Source organism: Ureibacillus sp. FSL W8-0352 (assembly GCF_038004345.1).
Lineage (GTDB): Bacteria > Bacillota > Bacilli > Bacillales_A > Planococcaceae > Ureibacillus > Ureibacillus thermosphaericus.
Genome location: NZ_JBBOQT010000001.1, coordinates 3,138,835 through 3,165,070 on the forward strand (window position 1 = coordinate 3,138,835; position 26,236 = coordinate 3,165,070).

Consider the following 26,236-nt stretch of genomic DNA (forward strand, 5'->3'; position numbering starts at 1 on the left):
TTAAGGATGCTCCGAACAATGCTCACTGCAACAAACGCATTACATCAAGTCCAACATCAAATCGATACGATTAGCAATAATATTGCGAATGTCAACACTGCTGGCTACAAAGCGAAAGAAGCTCGTTTTTCAGAAATGCTTTACCAAGAATACTTGAACACTCGCAAGGATGAACAAGCCCCAAGATTGACGCCACCAGGCATTCGCTACGGTGTTGGTGCTAAAATTTCGCAAATTCAAACAAACAATGCACAAGGATCATTGCAAAACACAGACTGGGATTTAGACTTTGCATTTACAAAAGAACGCCAATATTTTAATATCTTAATGCCAAATGAAAACAATGAAATCAATATGGTTTATTCTCGTCAAGGTAACTTTTATGTTACGCCTGTCGAAGATGGACAAGTGATGCTCGTAAATGCTGACGGTTATGCAGTAGCAGACAGCTATGGCAATCCTATTATCTTTAGAGACGATGTAGAAAAATTCATTCTCAATGAAAATGGCACATTGCAAGTCAAATTTATAAATGGTGATGAACAATCATTTTTACTAGGTGTTACAGAAATTCATTTACCGCAAGTAATGGAGCAAACAGGCTTATACATAATGATACCTGCAAATTTAGACGAATTAGGGTATGATGAGAATGATATATTAACAAACTTAGTAGGATTTGGGCGAGAAAATATCGGTCTTGAAAATCAAAAATTAGAAATGTCTAACGTTAATTTAACTAAAGAAATGACAAATTTACTTCAAGCGCAACGTTCATATCAGTTTAATTCCCGAGCGATTACCATTGCAGATCAAATGTTAGGATTAATCAATGGAATACGTTAATATTGAAATACTTCTAAGAAAATAGGGGAAATAGAAAATGGCAAACGAAATGAAAAGTGGCTCTACTTTGTCGAATCAGGACATCCCTCAAAAAAGAGCGAGACGCCAAGATCGCAATGAGAAACATCCAAAATTTAAAATTTATCGCACAAGATTGATTCCTATATGGCTTAGAATCGTCATTGTGCTAGTTCTTCTATTGCTTGCAAGCGTTTTTGGACTAATGATTGGATTCAGCGTAATTGGTGACGGCAACCCATTAGATGCGTTAAAATGGGAAACGTATCAACACATCCTTGACATTATAAACGGAATTGAATAGGTATTTTCTATTAGTGGAAAGATGAATTCAAATAGGAGGAGACTTCCATCCTTTCTTTCCACATTGTCCTATTATGCGATGTGAATAGAAACATATGGTTGTCTTGTCATTTCATTGTTTATAAGAATTGAACGAGTCCAATTATCCAAATTTCATTAACGACATGTTTTTGGGTGTTTCTACAAATGTTTTCGATGAAAAACATGTGCGTCTTGCCTAATGTGCCAATCGACATAAAAGGACATCTTGCGTCCAAAAGCAGTCACTACTTTCGTTTGTTTTATTTTGAATAACTGGGGGGATTCATATGTTAAGTGTTGAACAAATTCAAGGAATTTTGCCACATAGATATCCATTTTTATTAGTAGACCGTATTCTTGAAGTTGAAGAGGGCAAACGTGCTGTTGGAATTAAAAACGTTTCCATTAACGAACCTTTCTTTAATGGGCACTTTCCAGGCTATCCCGTTATGCCTGGTGTATTAATTGTAGAAGCAATGGCACAGGTCGGGGGCGTTGCATTATTAAATTCCGAGCAATTCAAAGGAAGATTGGCATTTTTAACAGGAATCGACAATGCCCGATTTAAACGTCAAGTAGTTCCAGGTGATCAATTAAAATTGGAAGTAGAATTTGTCAAATTGCGCGGCACAATGGGAAAAGGGCATGGCGTTGCAACTGTAGATGGCGAACTCGTAGCAGAAGCGGATATTTTATTTGCAATCGGCCCGGAAGCTCCAAAGGCAAAATAAACTTTCGTAAAAGAAGTGCAAAAATCAAAGGAATAAAAACATCGGAACTGTGACAACCTTTAGTACAAAGGTAAAATTTGTTGAAATGACTCCTAATTTGAAAAATTTTAACAATAGAGATAGAATATAAAAGTTGATTTTTTATTTAGATACAAGTATACGCACCCTTGGCTTTTTTAAACGTAGGAGGTTTAATTTTAGAATGTATAAACAGCTATCATCGGGCGTAAAAATCAGTATTACTCGATCGATTTCTACGGCGTTCGAGCAATATTTGGCCAGCATCGGTTGGGACGAAGAGCGCTTTTCAATGGAAGACTTTATTGCCAATTGGCAACAGTATTTTCTAGAAAATGCAGCATGGTTTGAAAAAGTACCGCAGGAAATCTTGCTGAGCCCAGAATTCCATGAAGAAATTGCACAAAAAATTGATGAAGTAATCGCTAAAATTTTAAGTGAAAAGCCAACAAAGAAACAGATCGAATCAATTGAAAAAATGCAAAAAGAGCTTGGCACAAATTACACATACGGCTGCAAGGCGGAAGCGAATTATGTAGAACAGCTTTTGAAAGAGCAATTGAAGCAAAAATAACGCCCACGCATTATTCCTATAATATGGAGAAAGTTCTAAAATAGATAATGGATAGTTCCCTCTTATTTCGCACAAATTAAAATCAGTCACGAGTAGTGACGATTAGCGAAGAAAGGAGGGAATTTTTTTATGTGGAAACCAACCCTTTGTGCCTTATTGTTAGGGTCTTCTTTATTAGTGGGCTGTAATAATAATGGCGATGAAGACGCTATCAATGATGTTGGGGATGGCGTAAAAGAAGGTGTAGAAGATGTAGGTGAAGGCGTTCGGGAAGGCATCAATGATGTTCGAAAGGGAGTCGACGAAACGCTTGACAATGACACTAGAAATAATGATGTCGATCTGAATAATGATGGTATCAATGATGGAGTCCAAGATAACAATGGCGTATTGAACAATAATGATGTCATCCCTGACGATAAAGGAGTTCGCGGGGATGAACGCGGCAACCAAGAAGATGTCATCGAAGACGCTAGAGATATCAGAGACCGCGATACAAAAGATGAATAATCCTCGTATAATCCCCTTACTGATGCAGGAGCTATCCACAAAGCGATAGCTCCTTTGTTTTTAGCAAAATCTGTAAATATAAACGCAGGGCTTCAACATGTGTTTATAAAAAAGGATTTGTCAACTGCAAAAGACCCTCTCCTATAAATCGCGGTGCTAATTTTACCCCTTCAACCGCGGACGCTCGCGCATTCCTTTTTTAAATTCACTTAATAATTCCTCATTGGACAAGTTTTTCTCCAGCAAAGATTGTAACAATTGCTCCGCATATTTTAATCGCACAACTCGTAAATGGCCTTTCAATAAGATTGAAATTCGGTCTTCAAACTCTTCAATGGATTCCACTTTCACCGTAAAAGGTGCTGGTTCATTATCCGGAGAAGTAATCGTCACTTGCACATCAAAGAATTCTTTTGAATCTAAATATTTTTCTAACAACTCTCGATATTGTTTTTCAATAAACAGTTCCAAAATCCACGTTTTTTCTTTATTTTCTTGATTTATAGTAATTCCATCAATCAGTGGAACCTCAATCCCCTCCAGATCCAATTGAAAGGAAATCATTTTGAAAGTCTTCATTGAATTTACCTCCCAACTATTAGTTAAGTATAGCATAGGGTGATGTGTAAAAATAAAATGAGAAAACTGCTAAATTTTTATTTTGACCATTTTTGGAAAATGCAGATAAACGCTGTAATAATCTAGTGTATTGGCATTTTTGCAAACATTTATTCTATATCGAAAAGGAAATTTTGGATTAGAAAAAGGGCTCATTCTTTTATTTTGCGATTTTGTCAAAAATAGGCGCAATCGATATGATGGAGAAAAAGGAGGTGAAATGATGAATCATGTCGGACTAGTCGGGCGATTAACGAAAGATCCAGTTCTTCGGGAATTTGCAGAAAACCGTGTAGCCACGAGTTTTGTAGTAGCTGTTAATCGCAATTATCGCAATCATCAGGGTGATGTGGATGCGGATTTTGTTTTATGCACTGCATGGGGGAAATTGGCAGAACGCATCGTCCAATATTGCGGAAAGGGATCATTAATCGGAGTCAACGGGCGATTGCAATCACGCTCCTATATTAATAAGGAGAATTTCAAAGTGTTTAGTACGGAAGTCGTTGCCGATGAGGTCCGATTTTACTTACTAAAGTCTCCAACCAATAAGCAATCGGAAGTTGAAAAAGATTTTGTACTTCCTGAAACTGAAGAAGGATTACCAGTTACGTGAGAGTCTCTAAAATGAGGAATGGGTTGAAGAAAGTAAGATGGTTTATTAAGTAGGCAACATGTCATTTAAAAATGGGAAAAGGTTATAAGGATGAAAAAGTAAAAGGATTCCGGGTAAACATAGTAGAAGGGTGCAATTTATTAACGGAAGGCAATGGATTGATAATAATAGGGAAATGATAGCAATAAAAGTTTTTGGAGGTGATAAAAAACACTGCTGGATTGTGACCGCCCAGCAGTGCATGGAATAAGAATCTATCATGATCGATTAATCCACAATTGAATACAGTGAGGCTATAAACGGATAAACGAGGAAATCAGAATTCGACCAATCTTCTTCCTCCCAAACTTTGTCCGAGGCAACATGCTTCGGATTTTTTTGTGCCAGGCACCTCTACTTGGATTTTGAGACAGGGATTTACTAGGAGTGCCAGGCACCCTTTCCAATCACAATTTTATTGCTTACCCTAACCTAAGCAATTCCATCAATTTATCTTCCTCTAGCTCCGTCAGCCATTGACTTGACTGAATTAATTCTGCAGATAATGCGGATTTCATCTCCAACATTTGATCGACTTTCTCCTCAATCGTCCCAATTGTAATAAACTTATGCACTTGTACAAATTGCGTCTGGCCAATGCGATAAGCACGGTCCGTCGCCTGATTTTCCACGGCAGGATTCCACCAACGATCCGCATGCAATACGTGATTAGCGGCCGTCAAATTTAAACCAGTTCCTCCCGCTTTTAATGACAGTAGGAAAATAGGAAAATCTCCAGCTTGAAAGGATTCAACTAAAGCATCCCGCTGTTCTTTACGCATACTTCCCGTCAAAAACGGCACATCCCAATCAAACAGCTCGAAAAAACAATGTTGCAACAAGTGTCCCATGCCAATATATTGAGTGAAAATCAAGCACTGCTCGCCGCGCTCAACAATTTCCTGTGTCAATTCAACGATGCGCTTTAACTTCATAGAACGCTCTAGCATGATTCGTGCATCACTAAATGGTTCCTTCAAATAAAGAGCAGGGTGGTTGCACAATTGCTTCAACTTGCTCAACATCTGCAAAATGCGCCCCTTGCGTTCAAAAGGAGACATTTGCTCCAAGCCTGCCAATGACTCTTGAATGTAGCCTTCATAAAGGGCGGCTTGCTCTTCTGTTAGCGGGCAAAACTCTTTCGTCTCTTGCTTATCCGGTAAATTTAACTGCAATTCTGGATCATTTTTTGTTCTTCTTAACAAGAATGGACGGATTTTTGCACGCAACCTCGTTTTATGCTGGTCAGAATCTTCACGCTCGATTGGCACAATAAACTCGTCTTGGAACTTCTTGAAACTTCCTAAATACCCTCGATGGATAAAATCAAAAATCGCCCACAATTCAGATAAACGATTCTCGATAGGTGTTCCTGTCAACGCAATATGATGGTCGCCATGTAAGCGGCGAATTGCTTTCGACTGCATCGTTTGCATATTTTTAATATTTTGGGCTTCATCCAACGTCACCACTGCCCAATCGATAGAATCCAAAAACTCCACATCTTGTGAAATTGTTCCGTATGTGGATAAAACCACTTGAGGTGATTCCTTTAACAAGAAATGATGAAATTCTTCATCTTTCAAACGGCTAGAAGAATAATGAGTATGAACTTTTAACGTCGGAGCAAACCGCGCTAATTCCTTCTGCCAGTTTCCTAAAACGGAAGTCGGGCAAACAATGAGCGTCGGTTTCTTTTCCCGCAACACTTCATATAAATGCAGAACATAACTAATAAGCTGCACCGTTTTTCCAAGCCCCATATCATCAGCTAATATAGCACCAAATTGTTGATTTCGCATAAATACGAGCCATTCAAACCCTTGTTGTTGGTAAGGCCGCAACGTTGCGTTCAAAGATTTAGGCAATTTCACAGAAGGCAATCCTTGTTTTTCTTGCAACAGATTCACATAGGCCTGCAATGAACGCTGCATTTCAAAAGCAAAGAGCGGATCGTCCTGTTCTGCATCTTCCTCTTCTTCCAACGATGGATTTAAAAGCTCCTCTGGTATCTCGCGGAAAACTAATTCCTTTACGGTCCAATTTTCTTTTTCAGCTTTGTCCATTAATTCTCGCACTTTCGTCATCCAATCGGCATCCATGCGGAACCATTCATTTCCGATTCGAATAAATTCCCGCTTTTCATCAACAATTTTGCGAAACTCTTCCGGGCTAATTTTTTCTCCTCCGACTGACAACTCCCATCGGAAAGATAAAATATCATCAAGCCCAGCCATCGATTTTTGCGAACCACTTTGCGCATTCACACGAACTCGCATTTTCGTTTTTCTTAATTCTTTCAACCAGCCCGGAAGAATCACTTCGAATCCTAAGGCCGTTAACTTTACAAATTTATCGCGGAGAAGGGTTCTCACCTCGGCATCGCTTAATGGCATATGCAAAAATGATTCATCGGATACATTATCCAACATCAACAATTCCAACATTTGCTTTTGCGTTTGCCTAATCTCTTCCGAATAGTTCTTCCACTTATCAGGAAGCGCCTTATTCATAGGCAGATGCCGCTTCCGTACTGCTGGCGTCCAATGTTTCGACGAACTGGATGAAAGAATTACGGTTTCCAATAACCATTCCTCAGAATCTTCTTCCGGCTCATTCAAGCGAAGTGCTACTTTCAAATGACCAACAGTTCGATCCGGTTGCAGCGGCCAGCCACCTTCTTTAAAGAACGGAATAAGTGATGGTACGTCGGAAAGTTGTAAGCCCCGATTTGCCAATTTCTGATAGATCGCAGTCGTTAAAAACTCCTTCTGCAGATCACTTTCACCATTGGGTAAATGAACGACTATTTCATCCTCAACCATTTCTACATTATTCCATAGGGAAGGGGAGTTCCACAGCATTTGCGCTTGCTCGATACTATCAAGCAATAAAGCATCTTCCTCTGTTGCTCCTACAAAATGCACAAAAGGGTGCTTGAACTGTGGGGAAAGGCATTCCAACAATTCAACAGCTGTAATCAAAAGCGCCTCTCCCTTAAATTCAGCATGCAAACCGTAAAAGTTTGGTTCGTAACGGAAAAAGAAAGCCGATGTTAATTTTTCTCCTGAAACAACAGAGCCGTTTTCGAAAGCCCTAACAGCGTACAATCCCTGCTTCAGTTGTTCGAATGATAATTGATATACGGTTGCGAAAGGAGTATGTTTGGATACTTTCCTTAATTGCAAATCTTTCATATAAATAAATTTCCTTTCTCCAATTCTTCCTGCAATGCGCGGAGTCTTTTATACTGGTTGCGAATGGAAGCAATATATTCTTCCCAAAAATTCATTTTTCCCGCTTTTTTCGCAGCAGTTTTCATCTTTTTCCAAATTCGAACGGCCTGTTTGTAATGAAGCCGCGACTTTTGCTTAATTTCCTCCATCGCATAAAAATGATATAACGGAAGAACCACTGCTGGAGCTTCTTCCACGACTTCCTTTAACCCGTAAAATTCTAAATACTCAATTGAAGAAGGGTACAATTGTTGCAATGCCACCCATTCTTCATATCGTTTCTGTTTCAATAAATAATCCGAATACGGCTGAACCCCGTCTTTTCCAAAAGAAGAGTATAATAAAAGCTCCTCATCTTCTGTTAAATCCATTTTTTCATATAACGAATAAATGGATGAAACAACATAGGGACGAAAGGCAGGTTGAACTTTTTGAATATTTGCCTCTAAAAACGGAAGAATGCCTCTCAAGAGGATTTCCCCTGCTCGTTCATTTTGCTTGGAATAAGCAAACTTCACCAATCCTATATACAGTCCTAAATGGTCTGGACGAATATGACGCATATTTTCTTCTAATGCCGAATGATTTTTTAAAATAATATAGAATACAATCAAAAGTTCTGGTATTTTAGTATGCTTTTGCTCTTGAAGAAAAATTAATTCTTCTAACACCCGTCTCTTCTCATAAAACACTTCATCCCAAAACAGTAAGTACAGATTCATTCTTCTACTTACAAAACCTTCCCGTTCAAGCATTACTTCTCGAAGCATGCTTTGCATTTTATCAAAGAACGGATCTGTTACGAAAAGACGGGATTTTCCAGAGATTTCGCGGACGATTTTTTGGATAGATTGAAATCGTTTATCAAAAAAGTGTTGGTAATGGTCGACATGAAATTCTGACTCTAAATCAGTGAAATGGCGAGATAATTGATAAACAACAGCAAGTTCCATAAATAAGCGGTAAATCGGTTGCCATTCCCGTTCAAAAGGAATCTGCTTATTTAATTTTTCCAAAGCGTTTTCTGCAATATTTAAATAGAGGAAGCTTGGAATTTCAACCGCCCCCTCCAAATAATGGCTAAGCACTTCATCGACCATTTTCAACCAATTATCAGGGGTGCGAACATTGGCAAGAGCCTGCAAATTGACCGATTTTTTCGAACGCCAATTGCTAATCCATTCTTGAACGGAATCAATATGTTGATATAACGACAATAGAACGCTTACCTTATGTCGGCACCAGCCATTATTCGGGCATGTACAAGTGATGGAGTTGCTGAGAAAATCAATCGTCACTTCTGTTGGGTGCACATCTTTTACAGTTGTAGTAAGGACGGAAAAAACAGAAACGTATCGATGGAAAACAACTGATTGATTTCGAACAGCAAAAAGAGCCCGCCTTATTATCTCTTCATCCTCTGTGACAGAAGGATGCAACTCTCTCTCAATAGTTCGTAATGTTTGGCGAATAAATTTTTCTTGCTCTTCTGCAATATGTGCAACTGATAATACCATTACATTCGCTCCTAAAAAAAGTCTTTCCCTTCATTTTAACACGGCATTTAGTGTTTGATAAGACTTGTCCTTTGAAACTTTCGCAATTGCGGTCGTCACATAAAATTAGCAGACTTAAATTGAATAAAATAGTTTTTTATAAAACGGTATAAATTATTATGAATTTTCAGAAAAATAGTATAAAATAATGATAAATTATCTGAAAATGAGATTAAAATGAATAGAAATGATATTAATTCCTTATAATTGCCATTTATTTACTGATGTTGTAAATTTTATACAAAAAATTGATGATTCCTTGGATGAAGAAGGGGAATTTGGGAAAAATATGAATATCATCCAAATAAAAAGCGGGGAATATGTGGAAAGCAAAATTCGTATGATACATTAAGCAATATTTAATGGAAGCTTTATTTTCTTTTGAATAAGTGATTGGAATTATTTAGAAATTGTGATTTGTATCATTCGAGTTTAAACATAAGCTTTTTTGGAAAACCCTAATAAAGTTCCAAGTTGAGGATTACGAATAAAAAGTTTCGTTTCATCAACTTTGGGCTAATAAAAAGAGAGAGATTCAATATAGGAGGAATAGGTATGATCCATGTCCAATATATGAAACCTTTTTATACGAAAGCCTCGGGGGAAACATTGCGTCTCGTCTTTGCTTATCAATATTTTTCCATTATGAAAGACAACGAACTGTTTCACTTTGTACCTATCGAAGGAAAAGAAATCATTGTTAACATAAAAACGATGCAAATCGAAAATTTATCGGAAATTTTTGTTTTCCAGCGTGGAAATCGCTTTCTTCGATTGCCGCTATACCAGCTTCTATTGATATCCAACATCCATGAACATTTGGCGCCAATACTTGAAGAGGCAGCCAACAAATCAGAAACGATCAATATCGTCCCGCATGGAGAAAATGCAGAAGTGAAACACCTCATCCGCTCATTGGAGTCCGAAAATATTGATCGATTGATCGATGAAGCGTTATCTAATCGTGACGAACAAAGATTTTATGAATTAGTGGCGAAAAAGAAAAATATGGAGAACAAGTGAGTAGGAAATTGCAAGAAGTTAACGGAGGAAGTAAAGTGAATAAGAGTCAATGATGAAGCACCTCGATTTGAAAAAATTGAAGGTGCTTACATTTTTAATTAGATGATGAGGCATTTTTAGGCTTTGGTGAAATCAATCCTTACAATATGCTATGTATTAAGCCCCACTATAAGAGTTATCTGCACAAGTAGGGGAAATATCCGCACAAGAAGCAATGTTATTCACACAAGAGAAGGAGTTATCTACACGAGTTGGGTAACTATCTGCACGAGTGGAAGTAGTAAACGCACGAGCAGGGGGATTATCCACACGAGCAGGGGCTATCTGCACAAGAGGAAGTAGTAAACGCACGAGTAGGGTTATTATATGCACAAGCGAAAGAGTTATCTGCACGTGTAAGATTGCCATCCACACAAGTGAAACATCCAAATGCACAAAAAGAAGTGGTAAATGCACAAGCAGGGGAATTATCCGCACGAGTAGTAGCCATCCACCACACAAGCAGCAAAGTTATCAACACAATCAGACATCCCCCTGCACGAAACTGTACCTAAATGCAAAAGATATCCACATAGCTAGAATCCCATCTACTTTAGAAGAAATCAGTTGACCACTATACTCCTCATCCATTAAAGCGAGTATTAAGAAATAAAGAAATAAAGTACACTCACTGCAATCCCTGAACCAATAATTCCAAACAAGCAATCTTCGAAAGTAAGTTTCATATCTTTCATGACAAATCCCTCCTTGGGAGCCAGTATGTCCCAAAAAAACGATTATTAAACCTAATTTCAACCAATCTATTCAATGAATAATAAAATTATTAATTCTCTCATAAAAATTAATTGAAAAAAACCGATATGAATATCAATAGAACCTTCGCCATAAGAAAGGAGGAATACGATGCTGGGGCAATGGTCGGCTACGGGAATGATGATTTTAAATAATCTTCATCAAAACTGGATGAATGCCAATAAAGCGTTATTACGAATCTCTTCAGGTTATCGCATTAACAGCGCGGCAGATGATCCCGCGGGATTAGCCATTTCAGAAAAAATGCGTGCTCAAATTCGCGGCCTCAACATGGCGAGTAAAAATATACAGGATGGCATCTCCCTCGTTCAAACGGCAGAAGGCGCTCTCAATGAAACTCATGCCATCATACAGCGTATGCGTGAACTAGCAATCGAAGCTGCAAACGACACACTTACTGATGATGATCGAAAGCACCTAGATCTTGAATTCCAACAACTGAAAGAGGAAATTACTAGAATTGCGAAACAAACAGAATTCAACACGCGCCCTCTCTTAAACGGTGACTACGAATCAAATCCATTAAAAATTCAAATAGGTGCGAATGCTGGACAATATATGGAGATTTATATTGGCAATGTAGATAGCACCAGCCTTGGCCTAGATAATCACGACATCACAACTAGAGATGGTGCGGACAAAGCGATTGGTGCATTAGATAAAGCTTTACAACAAGTATCCAGTGAACGCTCTCGGCTTGGCGCTTATCAAAATCGAATGGAACATGCTTATAATAATGTAGTGAACACGGCAGAAAACTTAACTGCAGCAGAATCTCGAATAAGAGATGCAGATATCGCGAAAGAAATGATGAACTATACAAAAGCAAGCATTCTTGCCATGGCGGCACAACAAGTTCTTGCGCTCCATCTACAACAAGCCCAATCCATCTTAATGCTACTAAACTCCGGAAAAAAATAACTCACAGGCGTGAAAAGAAATGGACGTCTGTGAGTTTTTTTATGGAGTACCAGAGACATTGAAATTTTCATTTTCCCACCAAAAATTCCGCGAAAATAAAAGTTTACAGCAAACTATTCCCCTCTCAATTTCCATTTGCTAATTTAATAGGAAAAAAGGAGGGAAATATTTGCTACTCAAACCATACAAAACGAGTGATTACAAAATCGCATTAGAGTCTCTTCTCAAACGTTTAAATCCGGGTCACGAAAAAGCTTTCAAAATCGAAGAAGAATTATCGTTGCAAGAAGCTGGAGAAAACGGAGAAAAACATTTGCTAACCATCCTGACAGAAAATCAATTGCCTAAAAACACCTACATTCTTCATAACATCAGTATTAAATCCATCATCACGATTCAAATCGACATTATACTCATTTCACCAAGCTGGTGCCTCATTTTAGAAGTGAAAAATCTCAATGGAGAACTAACGTTTACAAACAATCCACCTCAACTAATTTGCGTGAAAGAAGATAAAAAGCTATCCTATCGCAGCCCAGAAGCCCAAATCGACCAATATATTTTGGGGTTAACAACATTTTTGGAACAACATCAAATCAAAGTCCCCATTTATGGTGCAATCGTATTACCGTATAACAATGCAATTATCGATAAACCGCCTTCCAAATACCCGTTATTTATGGGAAGAGGTATTATTCAATACATTTGGTCATTGCCAAAAAAAGAAGTCATTCCTTCAAAACAAGTAGGAGAATTATTAATTCAATATTCAAAAGAACGAATTTGGGATCATTTCCCCCTAACCCAGTATTACAGCATCAACCCACAAGAAATCCGAACTGGAGTAGAATGTCCGAATTGTGGCACCATTCCGATGAAACGACTCAAACGTACATGGCATTGTGAAAAATGTAATACGCGGAGCATGTACGCCCATGAAAAAGCCTTGAGGGATTATTATATGTTGATCAATAAAACGATATCTCCTAGTGAAGCGATGAACTACTTAAGATTAAGAAATCGTTTCGAAGCAACTAGAATATTAAAAGCTAACAGTAAATCCCGAACAGGCAACACAACAGCATGTAAATATGAATTAAGTATAAATGGATAAAATTTGTAAGAGTGTGCAGAGTAATGAATGCACGCTCTTTTTTTGAGAGAGGATTGTATTTACACGAACTGGTATTCTAACTGCACAAGAAAGGGAGCTATTCACACAAGTTGGATGATATCTGCACAAGAGGAAATACTATCCACACAAGTTAAGGAGTTATGTACACGAGTGGAGGTGCTATCCGCACGAGTCGTGGAGTTATCTACACAAGTAGGTGAACTATCCGCACGAGCAGAGAAGTTATCTGCACAAGCGGGGAATCATCCACACAAGTGGGTGTATTATCCGCACGAGCCAACGTACTATCTACACAAGCAAGTAATCTATCCGCACGAGCCAACGTACTATCTACACAAGCAAGTAATCTATCCGCACGAGCTAAGGTACCATCCACACAAGTTGGAGTTGCAAATGCACGAGTGTGAACCGTATCCACACGAGCTGGGGTATTATCTACACAATAGGTGAATTATCCGCACGAGTGGAGGAGTTATCTACAAAAGTAGATGAACTATCTGCACGAGCAGAGAAGTTATCTGCACAAGCGGGGAATCATCCACACAAGTGGGTGTATTATCCGCACAAGCCAACGTACTATCTACACAAGTAGGTGAACTATCCGCACGAGCAGAGAAGTTATCTGCACAAGTGGGGAATCATCCACACAAGTGGGGGTATTATCTACACAAGCAAGTAATCTATCTACACAAGCAAGTAATCTATCTACACAAGCAAGTAATCTATCCGCACGAGCCAAGGTACCATCCACACAAGCTGAATTTGCAAATACACGAGTTTAAACCGTACCCACACCAAAAAGAGTAGGTAATGTGAAAATAATTCACAGTTTCACTCAAAAGTTGTATACTTGTAATCGCAGGACAAAATGAAAAACAACACTATCAGACATTCTAAACAAAACGAGTCTCGGAGCATCACTAGTTATTTAAAACGCGCTTAATAATCAAAATTCCCCAAAACAAAAGCGCAACATTAAAAGAACAGCTCCCTCTCGTTCTTGAAACTCGAAAGGAAGTAACGATTCATATGAACAAAACAATGTGTGTAATCGGACTAGGATACATCGGATTACCAACTGCGGTTACTTTTGCAAATTACGGAGTAAAAGTGCATGGGGTTGACGTAAACCCTGCTGCTGTTCGAAGCATTCAAGAGAAAAAATTACATATCGAAGAACCAGGCTTACAAGAACGTCTGAATAAAGCGGTAGATGAAGGGTACTTAACAGCTTCCACAACACCGCAAGAAGCAGATGTTTTCATTGTGGCGGTTCCTTCACCTATTAATGCAGACAAAACAGCAAACCTTGAATATGTACGTGAAGCAACAAAATCAATCGTTCCTTATTTAAGAAAAGGAAATCTTGTTATCTTGGAATCTACAGTTCCGCCAAAAACTGTGGAACGTGTGATGATACCTGAACTCGTTAAATCTGGATTAGATATTGGAACAGAACTATATGTTGCTCACTCTCCAGAACGAGTAATTCCGGGACGCATCTTTGAAGAATTAATCAACAACGGCCGCATCATTGGCGGAATCAATAAAAAATCTGCGGAAATGACAAAAGAACTTTACGAACTATTCGTAAAAGGCCCAATCCATTTAACGGACGCCACAACTGCCGAACTGGTCAAAGTCATGGAAAATACATACCGTGATGTAAACATTGCATTCGCTAACGAATTAGCAAAACTAGCGGAAGAACTTGATGTAAACATTTGGGAAGCCATTCACTATGCGAACTTCCACCCACGTGTAAACATCCACTTCCCAGGACCAGGTGTTGGTGGACATTGCATTGCCGTTGACCCATGGTTCTTGGTGGAACTTGGTGGAGAAAAAGCCCAAATGATTCACCTAGCTCGCAACATTAACGACGGAATGCCACTATTTACAGCGCAAAAAACGCAAAAAATCTTGAATGAAAACAAAATTGCGGGCGGCAAAGTAGCTGTTCTGGGTCTTGCATTCAAAGGAAACGTCGATGATATGCGCGAAAGCCCATCATTAGAAGTGATCCACGAACTTCAACAACTAGGCTTAGAAGTCGTTTCATTCGACCCGCATATTAAAGAAAATAACCATCCAACTCAGACACAAAACTTTGAAGAAGCAGTAAATGACGCAGACATTTTATTAGTATTAACAGACCATAAAGAATTTAAAGAATACAACCCATTAACGATCACACCAAAACACAAAATCGTGCTTGATACGAAAAACTGCTTGGATCGCGAAAAATGGAAAGAAGCAGGATTCCAATTCCATTTACTTGGTGATTCAAAAAATATATAAGTAGTTTAACTACAATAAAATTGTAAGCGACAGGGTGGTTAATGCTCTGTCGCTTCATCGATTCATTTCGTATAGAATAAACAATTACCCAACTCGAATTTCGGTTCTTTGTCAAATGGTGTTGGTGAATAAATTTTAGTGACATTATTTGGTAATATGTAATCGGATGGCTTAGGGGAAATTCGAGGTTCCCCTAAGCTGTTTTTATTTTCGCTAAGTTTTGGGTAATGAATATTCGGTTTCTAAAGTGATAGAAGGATCGATAACCGAAAGAAATGCGTTTAATCACTTTGATTTTGTTATTAATCCCCTCTAAAATGCCGTTATTATAATCGTACTTTAGCGTATTCTCGACATAATTGATGTATTTGTTGATTGTCTTGATGGCGGTTTTCATATAGCTGGAAACGATATTTTGTTTATTCTCTAATGTTTTCTTTAGGAGCTCAAAGTCTTTGGTTTTGATGTAATGTCGAACGTATTGGTATAACTCATAGGACGCTTTTAATTCAGAATCTAAATCAATGAGATAGTGGAGAATCTCCACCTCACACATATGCTTTTTAAAGCAACGATGATATGTATAGTTCTTATAATCAAGTTTTGTTTGATCTTTCAGAAGGAGCTTCCAGTATTTTTTCAATTTATTGTAATTCTTTTTATCCCGATTCATGACGTTGATGCGCGTTTTGTTTAAAGCTCTGCTAAATAGTTGGAGGATATGGAATTTGTCGAGTACGATTTCCGCTTTAGGGAAAACTTCTTGGATTAAGGAAATATAAGGGCTATACATATCGATGACAATCGTTTTTACCGCATCTCTCGCCTTCTTGGAATACCGTAAGAAATACTCTTTGAGGACAGATAATCTCCGGTCCTCCACGATATCCACAATCTCCCCCGTTTCAGAGTCGCAGAAAATAAAGGACATCGCTCCAGCTGCGGATTTCACTGATTTAAACTCATCAAAACACAAATGCTTTGGAAGGTAGTGAACATTTGGTTGATAGTAGCTATAAAAGCTGTCAATGACACGACTGACAGTGGCATGAGAAACATTATGTTTCATCGCAATATCTTTTTCGGATATTTTATCTTTGGCGTTTAAAGCAATCGATACTTTGGTATTGTTGGAAATACAACAGTTTTTAGCCACGACGCTCGTTTTTAAAGTAAACGTGGAATGACAATGTTTACAGAAATAACGCTGTTTACGCAATTTTAAGTAGGTATGAAAACCTGAAATGCTAGGCATTTTAATGAGAGACGTTTTAAAACCGTGTTTAATGATTTGATCATCGAAGACATGTCCACAAGCATAACAAGCTTTTGGTTGATACGTTAACGTCCCATGAAAGACTTTCGCTTTTACTTTTTTGATTGTTTCGGTAGAACAAAAATTTTCATCAAATGTGATATTTTTGTCTTTTATATTGAGTAGGTTTCGTATAGAATGATGGTGAGACATGTGACACAACTCCTTTGGAAAATGTGTTTTGGCGATTACATTTTACCAGAGTTTTGTCACTGTCTCATTTTTTTTGTTCAAAAAAATTGGTGCTGGTTTATACTCACCAACACCAAATATTATAGAGCCCGAATTTCTAGATGGTAAAAACTTTGTCATGTTTTTATCATCTTTTTTTAATCTGGGCTTTCTGTACATTCGCAAAATTTTTGGTATGATGGTTAACGGAATGAAACAACAAAATTGAATGGATGAACGAAGATGAAAGAAACCGTATTAGGGATACAAGTTAACACAGAAAACTACGATGAACTAATCGAACAAATATTTCAACGCATTGAACGGAAAGAAAAATCACTCATTGTCGCAATCAACCCTGAAAAAATCATGAAAGCAAAAGAAGATCCGGCATTAAAAAAATTACTAAATGAAGCAGAGTTCCAAATCCCAGATGGAATTGGGGTTATTTTAGCTTCCAAAATTCAAAAAGGTCAAATCTCTGAAAGAGTTACAGGTGTCGATTTAATGATGCGACTTTGCGAAGAAGCGGCAAAAAAACAAAAACCAATCTTCTTGTATGGGGGGAAACCAGGTGTAGCTGCAGCAGCTGCTGAAAAACTGAAAGCACTATATCCTGGTATTCAAATTGCCGGTATTCAACACGGATATGAAACTGACAATGAAAAAGTGATTGCCAAAATAAATGAAGCAAAACCTGATATTTTATTTGTCGCAATGGGTAGCCCAAAACAGGAAAATTGGATTAATGCAAATCGCGACCAATTATACCCAACAATCTATCAAGGAGTAGGAGGCTCCTTTGACGTACTTGCAGGGAATGTGAAACGAGCACCAAAAGCTTTCCAAAAAGTTGGACTCGAATGGTTTTATCGTTTAATGATGGAACCGAAACGTATTAAAAGACAAATGGCATTGCCAAAATTTCTTCTTGAAGTTGTACGAAACACAAAACGAAATTAGCAAGATTTCCCTCGGTGCGCCAAAATCATGCAATTGAAAATTATTTTGTAATCTTTGTAATATTTTATTGTGTATTTACAGTGAAGGTGTTAAACTGTAAGAAGTAGTAAGATTTCCTCTACGATATAGAGCAATACATTTTCCCTGCAAGGAAAAAACGGTTGGTAGCCCAAAAAGAAGGCCTCAGCATAAAGATGCTGGGGTCTTCTTTTTATCTATGCGACATGGATGAGATCTTTGATTTAAGAAATTAATATATAGGAAAAATATACCAAATAAAAATCAACAATTACTGAGAAAAAATTAAAATTAGTAGTCATAAATCTAATATCCAATCAATATATTGATTCGGGGTAAAAGGAATTAACACAATGTAATTAAAAGTAAACAAAATAGTTAACTAACATCCAAAATAATCTAATCATTGTAAAAAATTGGAGATTACAGTAGTAGTATTGAAAAAATGTAGAAAAATTAAAACATATTTGCTTAATAAGGTTGTTTTTTACAAACGATTTATGTCATAATATAAGAGATTCTTAGTTATCCTTTTTACGAATGTAACAGTCATGTGAAACTAATGGAAATGTTACTAAAAAATGATTGACAAGCCATTCGTATACTACTAAACTTTTATGTGTAATAGTTTATTTTCTCATATTTTGTGAGGATAACTAAAAATATTAATTGAATTAGAGGAGGAAATCTTTCTATGGCTAACCAACCAAAGAAATACAAAAAGTTTGTAGCAACAGCTGCAACAGCTACACTTGTAGCATCTGCTATCGTACCGGTTGCTTCAGCTGCATCATTCACTGATGTTCCTGGCGACCACGAATTCAACCAATATATCAATGAATTAGTAGAAGCTGGTATCATCAAAGGTTATCCAGATGGTACATTCGGTCTTTACAAACAATTAAAACGTAGCGACGTAGTTAAAATGTTAGGTCGTTACTTAGAAGCTAACGGTGTTGAAGTTCCAGCTGACTGGGCAACAGTTCAACGCTTCAGCGATGTTCCTGTAACAGCTCAAGACCAAGAATTAGTTAAATACGCTGCTCTTGTAAAAGACGCTGGTGTATTCACTGGTTCAAACGGTAAACTTAACTATACACAAAACATCCAACGCCAACAAATGGCTAAAGTTTTAAACAACGCTTACGAAAAAATCAACGGCAAATCTTTAATCGATCTTGCTGCTGAAATCGAAGACGTAAAAGTTGCTGACTTAGATAAAGCATTCGACGAATTCCGTCCATACATCCAAGCTTTAGCTGATCTTAGAATCACTACAGTTGAAAACTTCCGTCCAGCTGATGCTGTAACTCGCGGTCAATTCGCTAAATTCTTAAGCATCTCTATCAAAGGCGGAGACGTAACAACTCCAACACCTGCTGAAGTTGAAATCGAATCTTTAACAGCTACTGGTGTTAGCCAATTAACAGTTAAATTCAACAAAGCTGTTGACACAGAAGCTGCTAAATTTGCTGTAGCTCGTGGAACAACTGCAATTACAGTTAAAGACGTTGACTGGAACGATGCTAAAACTGAAGCTGTTATCACTGTAGACCACAAATTCGCTGATGCAACATACACTTTAACAGTTAGCGGTCTTGGTGAAAAAGAATTAACTAAATCTGTAACAACTACTAAAGAAGAAGTTACAAAAATTGAATTCTTATCTAACAAATTAGTTCTTACAGGTCGTGAAGCAAAAGACGGAGATCGTGTATATAAACAAGCTGTTATTGCATTTGCTGCATATAACCAATACGGAGAAGACATTACGAAAAACGTAATTGAATCTCGTTATGAAGATCCTAAAGTAAGAGGAATTCGTACTGCTAGCAAAGGTAGCGGCTTAGATACTGAAGTTAAAAATGGTAGAGTTATAACTTGGGTTGAAGAGCGCGAAAAAGAAGGCGAAGAAGGTAGCGTTGAATTCACTTACGAAAACGGTGACTACGAGTTACACGCTTATCAAGATGTTGTTCTTTCTGATATCGCAGAGCCAGGTTCAGTTGAATTATTAGACATTTATAATGCAAGCGGCAAAGCACTTACTACGAAAAATCTAGAAGATGTTGCAAAAGGTAATGAAGATTTCTACTTATTATTCAAAGTAAAAGATCAATATGGTGTGGAAATCGATCCTGAATTTGCAAAATCTACTAAATCTCAAGCTTCAACAAATGATACTACAATCCTAGATGAAGTTAAAAGAGGTCTTCGAGTAAGAGTATCTGACAGAGACATCTTCGAATTAGAAGACGAAGAAAATATTGAAGTATTAAACGTAGATGGTAAATACTACTTCGCATTAAAAGTAGCACACCGCGATGCAAAACGTATTGAAGCTGGTGAAAACACTGTTGAAGTTAGAGCAAGAGCAACAGGAGAAGTTACAACAAAAGTTTACAAAGTAGAAGCAAGCTCAGAAGTACACAAAATTGAACTATTAGCTCCATCTGAAGTAGTTGCTGGAGATGAAATCGTAAAACTTCCTGTAATTGCAACTGACATCAATGGTGAAGTTATTAAAAATGCAGCAGAATTAAACAAAAAAATCGGTGACCGTGATAACGGAATTACATTCAAAGCATCTTCTTCACGTATTGTTGGTGGAGATTCTGGTTTCCAATTTGTTGAGGAAAACGGTCAATTATATCTAGAGTTTAAAACTGTATCTAATAAATATAACACTTCTAAACCAAGAGTAGAAGAAGTAGATATTGAAGTAACAGTAGAAAAATACGATCAAGATTCAGAAATCACATTAAAAATCCAACCAGATGCATATGCTGCAAAAATTATTGGTGTAAAAGATAAAGCTGACACATACTTCCACCAAGATGGAAAAGCTGAAATTAAATTAAAAGACTTAATCATTGAAGACCAATATGGACGTATCTTCGATGATAATGCTAAACTTGCAAATGATCCTAACTTCAAAATTGAACTTCTAAATACTGAAAATGGTATTATTCAAGCAAGTGGTACAATTACAAATACATCTGACAAATTAACATTTGAAGTTAAAGCTACTGACCGTGGTAAGAAAGGTAGCGGTACTTTCGAATTACAATTAACTGCTAAAGATTTAACTGAAAGCAATAAAAATGTAACAGATAGAGTTTCTATTACATTCCGTGCAGTAGAAGATGATGACTTCACTTCATACAAAGTTAAGAGTGATGGCTATGTATATGGCAAAACATCTACTGATGTAGCAGGAATTGAAGTATACGGTGTGTTATCAAACGGAGTGGAAGTAGAAATTACAGATATTCCAGGAGCTTTCCAAGTATTACCTGGTGACTACTTAAAACCAAAATACTCTACATCAGCTACTACTCCAGATGTAATTGATGTATATGCTGATGCAGATTCAGAAGCATTAAAAGATGCATTTAAAGCTGCTGGATATCAAAATATCGAAACAGGAGTACGTGTTGTAATCAACGCTACAGGTGAAGAGATTCTTCATAAATTAGTAGTTTCTGAAGCACCTGGTAAAGCTGCTAGCATCAAATTAAAAGACAGCAACTCTATCAGTGAAAAAGATTTAGAAATCTTAGAAGTAAAATTAACAAGCACAAACGCTATCACTGGTGAACAAATTTTAGAAGAACTAGATAAACATGTATTTGAAATTAAAGACCAGTATGGTAAAAAAGTAACTGTAGATGATATTACAAATGGTAGAGTTAAATTTACTCATGATTCTAGCGATGCAACTTACACTGGAAGTGGCGTAACTTTAACAATTTCTGATGTATTTACTCAAAATGATAATGTTAAAGTTCAAAATAACGGTCGCCATGATGTAGTAATTGGAGGAACTCCAGCTCTAAGTGTGGGTGACTACTTCACTGTAACTATTAAAGTAGATGGCGTAAGCAAATCTCTACGTGTTAAAGTTATTAACTAATAAACTAATTCAAAAAACCGATCTAGTACTCTAGATCGGTTTTTTTTAGTTGTGCGCCCGGCATGTACATGAACTATAGGGTGTAAGTCCCGAACCCCGAAGACAGAAGTAGAGGTTAGCCAAGAGCAAGGGTGTCCGTGGTGACGCGGAATCTGAAGGAAGCTGGAGGCAAAACACCGGTCCGAGGAACACGAACCTCATATAAGGCTAGGTATGATTGAGTGAGTTTGCAAAACAAAACAAAGCTCTTTCTGTCGAAGGTCATATCGAGTAAATGAGGCGGATAGATGGTGTGAAAGTGCATGTACTTACCCGGGGAGGTCTGGCGGATATGTGAAGTACTCTTCATAACCTACTTAGTGATAAGTAGCTGAACCGTCAGAAGTCAGCAGAGGTCATAGTATTAGTTGGTTTAGAACTACTAAGAAGGACCGAACAATTAAGAGAGAATAGCCCTTGGCATTCAGTGAGTCATGATGAACACAGAAAACGTAGTACCTCACTTGAGGAAGGAAGCGGTGAATCCCGTGGGGGACCTCTTGGAGGGTGGAGTGACCACTGGCATAAAGAGAACAGCTATTCACGGAAGGAGAATAACGATGCTTTTGAATCAAATCCTGTCACGGGAGAACATGCTTCAAGCACTAAAACGTGTAGAACAGAATAAAGGAAGCCACGGAGTAGATATGATGCCCGTACAAAACCTACGACAGCACATAGTCGAAAACTGGCTATCTATTAAGGAGGCAATTCTCAAGGGAACTTATGAACCAATGCCAGTCCGCAGAGTCGAAATCCCGAAACCTGACGGCGGTGTTCGTTTACTAGGAATCCCTACCGTAACAGACCGTTTGATTCAACAAGCAATCGCCCAAGTACTTTCAAAAGTGTATGACCCTACATTCTCTGAAAACAGCTACGGATTTCGACCAAACCGAAGTGCTCATGATGCGGTGAGGAAAGCGAAAGAATATATAAGAGATGGATATCGATGGGTTGTAGATATGGACTTGGAGAAATTCTTTGATAAGGTCAACCATGACAGATTAATGGGTACACTCGCGAAGAGAATCCAAGATAAACCATTACTGAAATTGATTCGTAAGTATTTACAATCGGGCGTCATGATTAATGGTGTGGTGTCAAGCACATTAGAAGGAACTCCACAAGGAGGACCATTAAGTCCGCTACTATCTAACATTGTACTAGATGAACTAGATAAAGAATTGGAAAGAAGAGGACACAAATTCGTTCGATATGCGGATTGTTTTTGGCAAGTAGAAATTGTATGAAATGGCAATTAAAAATGCATACATACACTTGCCAAATTCCATGGTTAACGTTGAGAGATTGAGTCTTTGTATCGGTGACTTTCACCATTGAAGATGATTAAATGAGAATGATGAATCAGCCGATCAATGACGGCCTCTGTTAAAATGGGATCGCCAAAGACATTATTCCATTGGCTAAAAGGTAAATTGGTTGTCACAATGATGCTTTTGGTTTCATAACACATGGAAATAACTTGAAATAATAACTCTGCCCCCTGTTTATGCAATGGAATATAGCCCAATTCATCAAGAATCAAGAGATCCAACTTTTCGATTTGATTGAGAAATTTACCAAGGTCACCTTTTTCATTGGCCTCCAATAAAGCATTGACAATGGAGGCGGCCGTATAGAACTTCACTCTTTTTCCTTGTTTTTTCATCAAATTGAGGGCGATGAGAGTGGAAAGGAATGTTTTACCGGTTCCCACTCCGCCATAGAAGATAAGGTTTTCCTGATTTTTCGTAAACTCACCTTCTAAAATATAATCTTTTGTGATGCCTGGGGCTAGTTGAATCTCCCGCCAATCATAAGGTTTATTTGGAATTTTCGGCAATGTCGCCTGTTTTAGTAGTAAATTTATCCTTCTCTCATCTCGATGCTGCACTTCTCGTTCAAACAGCTTCAGTAAAAATTCCTCATTTGTTTCCGCATGGATGGTATGGTAATTGGCTGGAATCCAGCTTAATTTTAGTCTTTTGGCATATTCCTTAATCATTTGTTCCATGATGCCACATCTCCTTGGGATTCGAATAGGCGGTCATAATGCCTTACTCCTCGGATGGCTTCCGGCATATCTGGAACGTGTTTTTTCGGTTGAATTGGCTCTCGTATACCTCTTCCATTGATTAATTGATAAAATACCTGTTTAATCGATTCTACTTTCGGATGACCATACTGGGAGGCAATCCTCAAAGCCTGTGTCGAAACTTCGAAATCATGTTCTTTTAGTAAAACAGCTAGTAGTTGTAATGCTTCCTTCTTTTCTTGAACGGTACAATTGGAAAAATAATTTTTCCATTCTTCCGGCATCTTTTCATAGAAATCCGTATATTTTAATGCATTTGGCCTTTTGGCCATTAACGTAAGATATGGTTGCCATTTCATTGATTTTTGTTTTGTGCCATATAAACGCTCGTGCTTGATAATCAGCTCATGCTCTTCTGTTAAAATGGCAATCTCATGATAAGAGATCTTTGCCAAAACCTTTTGTTTGGCAAAACGGGGAGACGTGGAATATAAATTGTTTTCTAAATGGATGAAACCGTACTTATCAGCCGTGACCTGCTCATATCGGACACATTCAAATTCTTTGGCTGGCAATTGAAGAAATAACGCTTGTTCTTCTTCAAATAATTCAGCGATGAGTCGCTCCTTCTCATAATGCGGACGATTCCAGTCCTTCTCACATTTCTCCCATAAAGATTCATTAAAACTTTCTAGTTGATAGATTGTTTGTTCAGGTAAAAAGAAATTGTTTCGAATATATTTCACCTTTGATTCGACATTCCCTTTTTCATTTCCGCTGGCTGGGTTGCAGAACTCGCATTCAAAGCCATAATGTAAAACGAATCGTTGAAATGTCTCTGTCAATTCTCTTTCTCCGTTTGGCAAGATCGTTTTTACGGCAGGGGAGAGATTATCAAAACGAATGACCCTTGGAACCCTTCCCATATAGTGAAAGATTCGTTTTAATCCTTCCAAGAAACATTCTTGATTTTGAGCTGGCATGACTTGCACATAGGCCGCATTACTGTAAGGGAATGAAACGACCAGGTAAGGAAAATCGACGTATTTCCCCTGATAGAGAAAAGGAGCTTCTCCAAAATCAACTTGAGCCGTTGCAGGTTTCGATTCTAAAGGTAACGCAGCTGGTTCACTTTGTTCGAGCAGTTCTTGTTTTCTTTTTGATACATAGAGCCGAACAGAACGATCTGAACCTGTAAATCCATATTCTTCTTTTAAGATTTCATACATTCGTTTCGCAGTTCTTCGATATTTTTTCTTCTTTGTCAAGTCCTCTTTAATCCATTGATCCAATATCGGTTTCACTGGATCCATCACTTTCGCTTTTCTCATTTGTTTAACTTTTGAGGGATTGAAGTCTTCCATTTCCGCATACTTCTTCACTGTTCTTGGATCACGATTCATTCTTTTGGCAATATCGGAATAGGAACATCCTTTTTGGTTTGCTTCATATCTGATATAATGAATTTCAGCCACTGCTAACATCTCCTTGAATACCTCCCGTTGAACTGTTTTGTCCAACTAGGAGGGTAGTGTATTTGGGGAATGTTGGCAAGTGGTTTTTTGTTTTATAGGACCTGCATAAATTAATTGCCAAACGTTACATTTTTAGTTTGCCATAAACATGCGGATGACTGTAACATTTACGTGAAAAGTAAACGAGCAGGACTTCGCACAATGGCAAGTATCCAGCGATTTATTGAAGGAAAACTACGACTGAAAGTAAATGAAAAGAAATCAGCGGTCGACCGTCCATGGAAACGTAAGTTTCTAGGATTTAGCTTTACCTATCATAAAGAGCCAAAGGTTCGTATCGCAAAAGAAAGCCTTAAACGAATGAAGAATAAAGTTCGTGAAATCACATCACGCAAGATGCCCTACCCGATGGAATACCGCATTCAGAAACTGAATCAATATCTAATGGGATGGTGTGGATATTTTGCGTTAGCAGACACCAAATCTATATTCCCTGAATTAGATAAATGGATTCGTAGAAGACTTCGAATGTGTCTATGGAAGAACTGGAAGAAACCGAAAACAAAGATACGCAACCTTATTCAACTTGGCGTACCACAATGGCAAGCGTATGAATGGGGAAATACTCGGAAGAGTTATTGGCGTATTTCAAATAGTCCAATATTACACAGAACCCTTGGTAACTCCTATTGGAGAAACCAAGGGCTGAAAAGTCTTGAAGCTCGTTATGAAAACTTGCGTCAATTATCTTAATTGAACCGCCGTATACGGAACCGTACGTACGGTGGTGTGAGAGGACGGGAGTTAATCGCTCCCTCCTACTCGATTTAGTGTTCGTGAATATAAACTAGAACTAATTTTTTAAAAAGTAAAATGAAAACACTCTGCTGAACTGTATCGCTAAACGGCATTATACAAGGAGTAGAAAATAATTAATAACATGTGTTAATAGTAAAGTATTAAAATTTAATGTATAATAATACTAGAGAAACATCGTTTGTGAGTTTTATATTCACAAAATG

At 37.8% G+C, this 26,236-nt stretch carries 21 protein-coding genes and 2 pseudogenes; 17 read left to right on the forward strand and 6 right to left on the reverse strand.

Annotated elements, in window-relative coordinates; translation table 11 throughout:
* The first annotated feature begins 6 nt into the window (after positions 1 to 6).
* The 5 genes from NST98_RS15810 (at position 7) to NST98_RS15830 (ending at position 3,021) form a co-directional block, all read left to right on the forward strand.
* Complete coding sequence (locus NST98_RS15810) at positions 7 to 846, forward strand: flagellar hook-basal body protein (protein WP_340715513.1); 840 nt, start codon at positions 7 to 9, stop codon at positions 844 to 846.
* Between the two features lie 37 nt (positions 847 to 883).
* Positions 884 to 1,168: a DNA-directed RNA polymerase subunit beta gene (locus tag NST98_RS15815; protein WP_340715514.1), complete on the forward strand. Its 285-nt coding sequence runs from the start codon at positions 884 to 886 to the stop codon at positions 1,166 to 1,168.
* A gap of 307 nt (positions 1,169 to 1,475) precedes the next feature.
* Positions 1,476 to 1,919 carry a 3-hydroxyacyl-ACP dehydratase FabZ gene (gene fabZ / locus NST98_RS15820; RefSeq protein WP_016839311.1) on the forward strand — a complete coding sequence of 148 codons (444 nt, stop codon included), beginning with the start codon at positions 1,476 to 1,478 and terminating at the stop codon, positions 1,917 to 1,919.
* Positions 1,920 to 2,121: 202 nt separating this feature from the next.
* Positions 2,122 to 2,511 carry a hypothetical protein gene (locus NST98_RS15825; protein ID WP_340434092.1) on the forward strand — a complete coding sequence of 130 codons (390 nt, stop codon included), beginning with the start codon at positions 2,122 to 2,124 and terminating at the stop codon, positions 2,509 to 2,511.
* Positions 2,512 to 2,640: 129 nt separating this feature from the next.
* Positions 2,641 to 3,021, forward strand: a complete 381-nt coding sequence (locus NST98_RS15830) for a hypothetical protein (protein ID WP_340715515.1) — start codon at positions 2,641 to 2,643, stop codon at positions 3,019 to 3,021.
* A gap of 162 nt (positions 3,022 to 3,183) precedes the next feature.
* On the opposite strand, the gene NST98_RS15835 is transcribed toward NST98_RS15830, so the two are convergent.
* On the reverse strand, positions 3,184 to 3,600 hold the full coding sequence (locus tag NST98_RS15835; protein ID WP_096550345.1) for a YwpF family protein: 417 nt from the start codon (positions 3,598 to 3,600) through the stop codon (positions 3,184 to 3,186).
* A gap of 262 nt (positions 3,601 to 3,862) precedes the next feature.
* Between NST98_RS15835 and NST98_RS15840 the strand changes: the two genes are divergently transcribed.
* Positions 3,863 to 4,255: a single-stranded DNA-binding protein gene (locus tag NST98_RS15840; protein ID WP_168412732.1), complete on the forward strand. Its 393-nt coding sequence runs from the start codon at positions 3,863 to 3,865 to the stop codon at positions 4,253 to 4,255.
* Between the two features lie 461 nt (positions 4,256 to 4,716).
* Here the strand turns inward: NST98_RS15840 and NST98_RS15845 are convergent, their stop codons facing one another.
* Complete coding sequence (locus tag NST98_RS15845) at positions 4,717 to 7,491, reverse strand: DEAD/DEAH box helicase (RefSeq protein WP_340715516.1); 2,775 nt, start codon at positions 7,489 to 7,491, stop codon at positions 4,717 to 4,719.
* Entirely contained in the window at positions 7,488 to 9,047 is a 1,560-nt protein-coding gene (locus NST98_RS15850) for an SWIM zinc finger family protein (protein WP_340715517.1), read from the reverse strand. The genes NST98_RS15845 and NST98_RS15850 overlap by 4 nt, the downstream gene beginning before the upstream one ends.
* A 594-nt stretch (positions 9,048 to 9,641) precedes the next feature.
* On the opposite strand from NST98_RS15850, the gene NST98_RS15855 reads away from it, so the two are divergent.
* The 7 genes from NST98_RS15855 to NST98_RS15885 all read left to right on the forward strand — a co-directional run bounded on the left by NST98_RS15855 (position 9,642) and on the right by NST98_RS15885 (position 15,279).
* Positions 9,642 to 10,109: an IDEAL domain-containing protein gene (locus tag NST98_RS15855; RefSeq protein WP_340715518.1), complete on the forward strand. Its 468-nt coding sequence runs from the start codon at positions 9,642 to 9,644 to the stop codon at positions 10,107 to 10,109.
* A 401-nt stretch (positions 10,110 to 10,510) separates the two neighbouring features.
* On the forward strand, positions 10,511 to 10,663 hold the full coding sequence (locus tag NST98_RS15860) for a hypothetical protein (RefSeq protein ID WP_340715519.1): 153 nt from the start codon (positions 10,511 to 10,513) through the stop codon (positions 10,661 to 10,663).
* 349 nt (positions 10,664 to 11,012) lie between these two features.
* Positions 11,013 to 11,843, forward strand: a complete 831-nt coding sequence (locus NST98_RS15865; protein WP_340715520.1) for a flagellin N-terminal helical domain-containing protein — start codon at positions 11,013 to 11,015, stop codon at positions 11,841 to 11,843.
* A gap of 169 nt (positions 11,844 to 12,012) precedes the next feature.
* The gene (locus NST98_RS15870) at positions 12,013 to 12,957 is read left to right on the forward strand and encodes a nuclease-related domain-containing protein (RefSeq protein ID WP_340715521.1); all 945 of its coding nucleotides are present in this window, start codon (positions 12,013 to 12,015) and stop codon (positions 12,955 to 12,957) included.
* 275 nt (positions 12,958 to 13,232) lie between these two features.
* Entirely contained in the window at positions 13,233 to 13,385 is a 153-nt protein-coding gene (locus NST98_RS15875) for a hypothetical protein (protein WP_340715522.1), read from the forward strand.
* Positions 13,382 to 13,570 (forward strand): hypothetical protein, encoded by a 189-nt coding sequence (locus tag NST98_RS15880; protein WP_340715523.1) that lies wholly within the window; start codon positions 13,382 to 13,384, stop codon positions 13,568 to 13,570. Before NST98_RS15875 ends, NST98_RS15880 begins: the two co-directional genes overlap by 4 nt.
* Before the next feature lie 437 nt (positions 13,571 to 14,007).
* Positions 14,008 to 15,279 carry a nucleotide sugar dehydrogenase gene (locus tag NST98_RS15885; RefSeq protein ID WP_340715524.1) on the forward strand — a complete coding sequence of 424 codons (1,272 nt, stop codon included), beginning with the start codon at positions 14,008 to 14,010 and terminating at the stop codon, positions 15,277 to 15,279.
* A 193-nt stretch (positions 15,280 to 15,472) separates the two neighbouring features.
* Here the strand turns inward: NST98_RS15885 and NST98_RS15890 are convergent, their stop codons facing one another.
* Positions 15,473 to 16,747, reverse strand: coding sequence for an ISL3 family transposase (locus NST98_RS15890; RefSeq protein ID WP_340715043.1), 1,275 nt, complete (start codon positions 16,745 to 16,747; stop codon positions 15,473 to 15,475).
* 261 nt (positions 16,748 to 17,008) lie between these two features.
* Between NST98_RS15890 and NST98_RS15895 the strand changes: the two genes are divergently transcribed.
* The 3 genes and pseudogenes from NST98_RS15895 to ltrA form a co-directional block, all read left to right on the forward strand.
* Positions 17,009 to 17,728 carry a WecB/TagA/CpsF family glycosyltransferase gene (locus NST98_RS15895; RefSeq protein WP_339289176.1) on the forward strand — a complete coding sequence of 240 codons (720 nt, stop codon included), beginning with the start codon at positions 17,009 to 17,011 and terminating at the stop codon, positions 17,726 to 17,728.
* Between the two features lie 712 nt (positions 17,729 to 18,440).
* Positions 18,441 to 21,662, forward strand: a complete 3,222-nt coding sequence (locus NST98_RS15900; RefSeq protein WP_340715525.1) for an S-layer homology domain-containing protein — start codon at positions 18,441 to 18,443, stop codon at positions 21,660 to 21,662.
* Between the two features lie 599 nt (positions 21,663 to 22,261).
* Positions 22,262 to 22,927: pseudogene (gene ltrA / locus NST98_RS15905) on the forward strand (group II intron reverse transcriptase/maturase); the annotation flags it as partial.
* Between the two features lie 71 nt (positions 22,928 to 22,998).
* Here ltrA and istB read toward each other — a convergent pair.
* Together istB and istA are read right to left on the reverse strand one after the other, a co-directional pair.
* Positions 22,999 to 23,718 carry an IS21-like element helper ATPase IstB gene (gene istB, locus NST98_RS15910; protein ID WP_013399917.1) on the reverse strand — a complete coding sequence of 240 codons (720 nt, stop codon included), beginning with the start codon at positions 23,716 to 23,718 and terminating at the stop codon, positions 22,999 to 23,001.
* Positions 23,706 to 25,223, reverse strand: coding sequence for an IS21 family transposase (istA, locus tag NST98_RS15915; protein WP_340715526.1), 1,518 nt, complete (start codon positions 25,221 to 25,223; stop codon positions 23,706 to 23,708). The genes istB and istA overlap by 13 nt, the downstream gene beginning before the upstream one ends.
* Positions 25,224 to 25,358: 135 nt before the next feature.
* Here istA and NST98_RS15920 point away from each other — a divergent pair.
* Positions 25,359 to 25,967 (forward strand): annotated as a pseudogene (locus NST98_RS15920) (group II intron maturase-specific domain-containing protein); the annotation flags it as partial.
* Positions 25,968 to 26,236 lie beyond the last annotated feature (269 nt).

What these genes read in the sequence shown, in the direction of transcription:
- NST98_RS15900 (WP_340715525.1), top strand. Translation starts at nt 18,441, where the DNA reads ATGGCTAACCAACCAAAGAAATACAAAAAGTTTGTAGCAACAGCTGCA.
- NST98_RS15815 (WP_340715514.1), top strand. Translation starts at nt 884, where the DNA reads ATGGCAAACGAAATGAAAAGTGGCTCTACTTTGTCGAATCAGGACATC.
- NST98_RS15850 (WP_340715517.1), bottom strand. Translation starts at nt 9,047, where the DNA reads ATGGTATTATCAGTTGCACATATTGCAGAAGAGCAAGAAAAATTTATT.
- NST98_RS15840 (WP_168412732.1), top strand. Translation starts at nt 3,863, where the DNA reads ATGAATCATGTCGGACTAGTCGGGCGATTAACGAAAGATCCAGTTCTT.
- NST98_RS15855 (WP_340715518.1), top strand. Translation starts at nt 9,642, where the DNA reads ATGATCCATGTCCAATATATGAAACCTTTTTATACGAAAGCCTCGGGG.
- istB (WP_013399917.1), bottom strand. Translation starts at nt 23,718, where the DNA reads ATGGAACAAATGATTAAGGAATATGCCAAAAGACTAAAATTAAGCTGG.
- NST98_RS15835 (WP_096550345.1), bottom strand. Translation starts at nt 3,600, where the DNA reads ATGAAGACTTTCAAAATGATTTCCTTTCAATTGGATCTGGAGGGGATT.
- NST98_RS15895 (WP_339289176.1), top strand. Translation starts at nt 17,009, where the DNA reads ATGAAAGAAACCGTATTAGGGATACAAGTTAACACAGAAAACTACGAT.
- NST98_RS15865 (WP_340715520.1), top strand. Translation starts at nt 11,013, where the DNA reads ATGCTGGGGCAATGGTCGGCTACGGGAATGATGATTTTAAATAATCTT.
- NST98_RS15885 (WP_340715524.1), top strand. Translation starts at nt 14,008, where the DNA reads ATGAACAAAACAATGTGTGTAATCGGACTAGGATACATCGGATTACCA.
- NST98_RS15825 (WP_340434092.1), top strand. Translation starts at nt 2,122, where the DNA reads ATGTATAAACAGCTATCATCGGGCGTAAAAATCAGTATTACTCGATCG.
- NST98_RS15810 (WP_340715513.1), top strand. Translation starts at nt 7, where the DNA reads ATGCTCCGAACAATGCTCACTGCAACAAACGCATTACATCAAGTCCAA.
- istA (WP_340715526.1), bottom strand. Translation starts at nt 25,223, where the DNA reads ATGTTAGCAGTGGCTGAAATTCATTATATCAGATATGAAGCAAACCAA.
- NST98_RS15890 (WP_340715043.1), bottom strand. Translation starts at nt 16,747, where the DNA reads ATGTCTCACCATCATTCTATACGAAACCTACTCAATATAAAAGACAAA.
- NST98_RS15845 (WP_340715516.1), bottom strand. Translation starts at nt 7,491, where the DNA reads ATGAAAGATTTGCAATTAAGGAAAGTATCCAAACATACTCCTTTCGCA.
- NST98_RS15830 (WP_340715515.1), top strand. Translation starts at nt 2,641, where the DNA reads ATGTGGAAACCAACCCTTTGTGCCTTATTGTTAGGGTCTTCTTTATTA.
- fabZ (WP_016839311.1), top strand. Translation starts at nt 1,476, where the DNA reads ATGTTAAGTGTTGAACAAATTCAAGGAATTTTGCCACATAGATATCCA.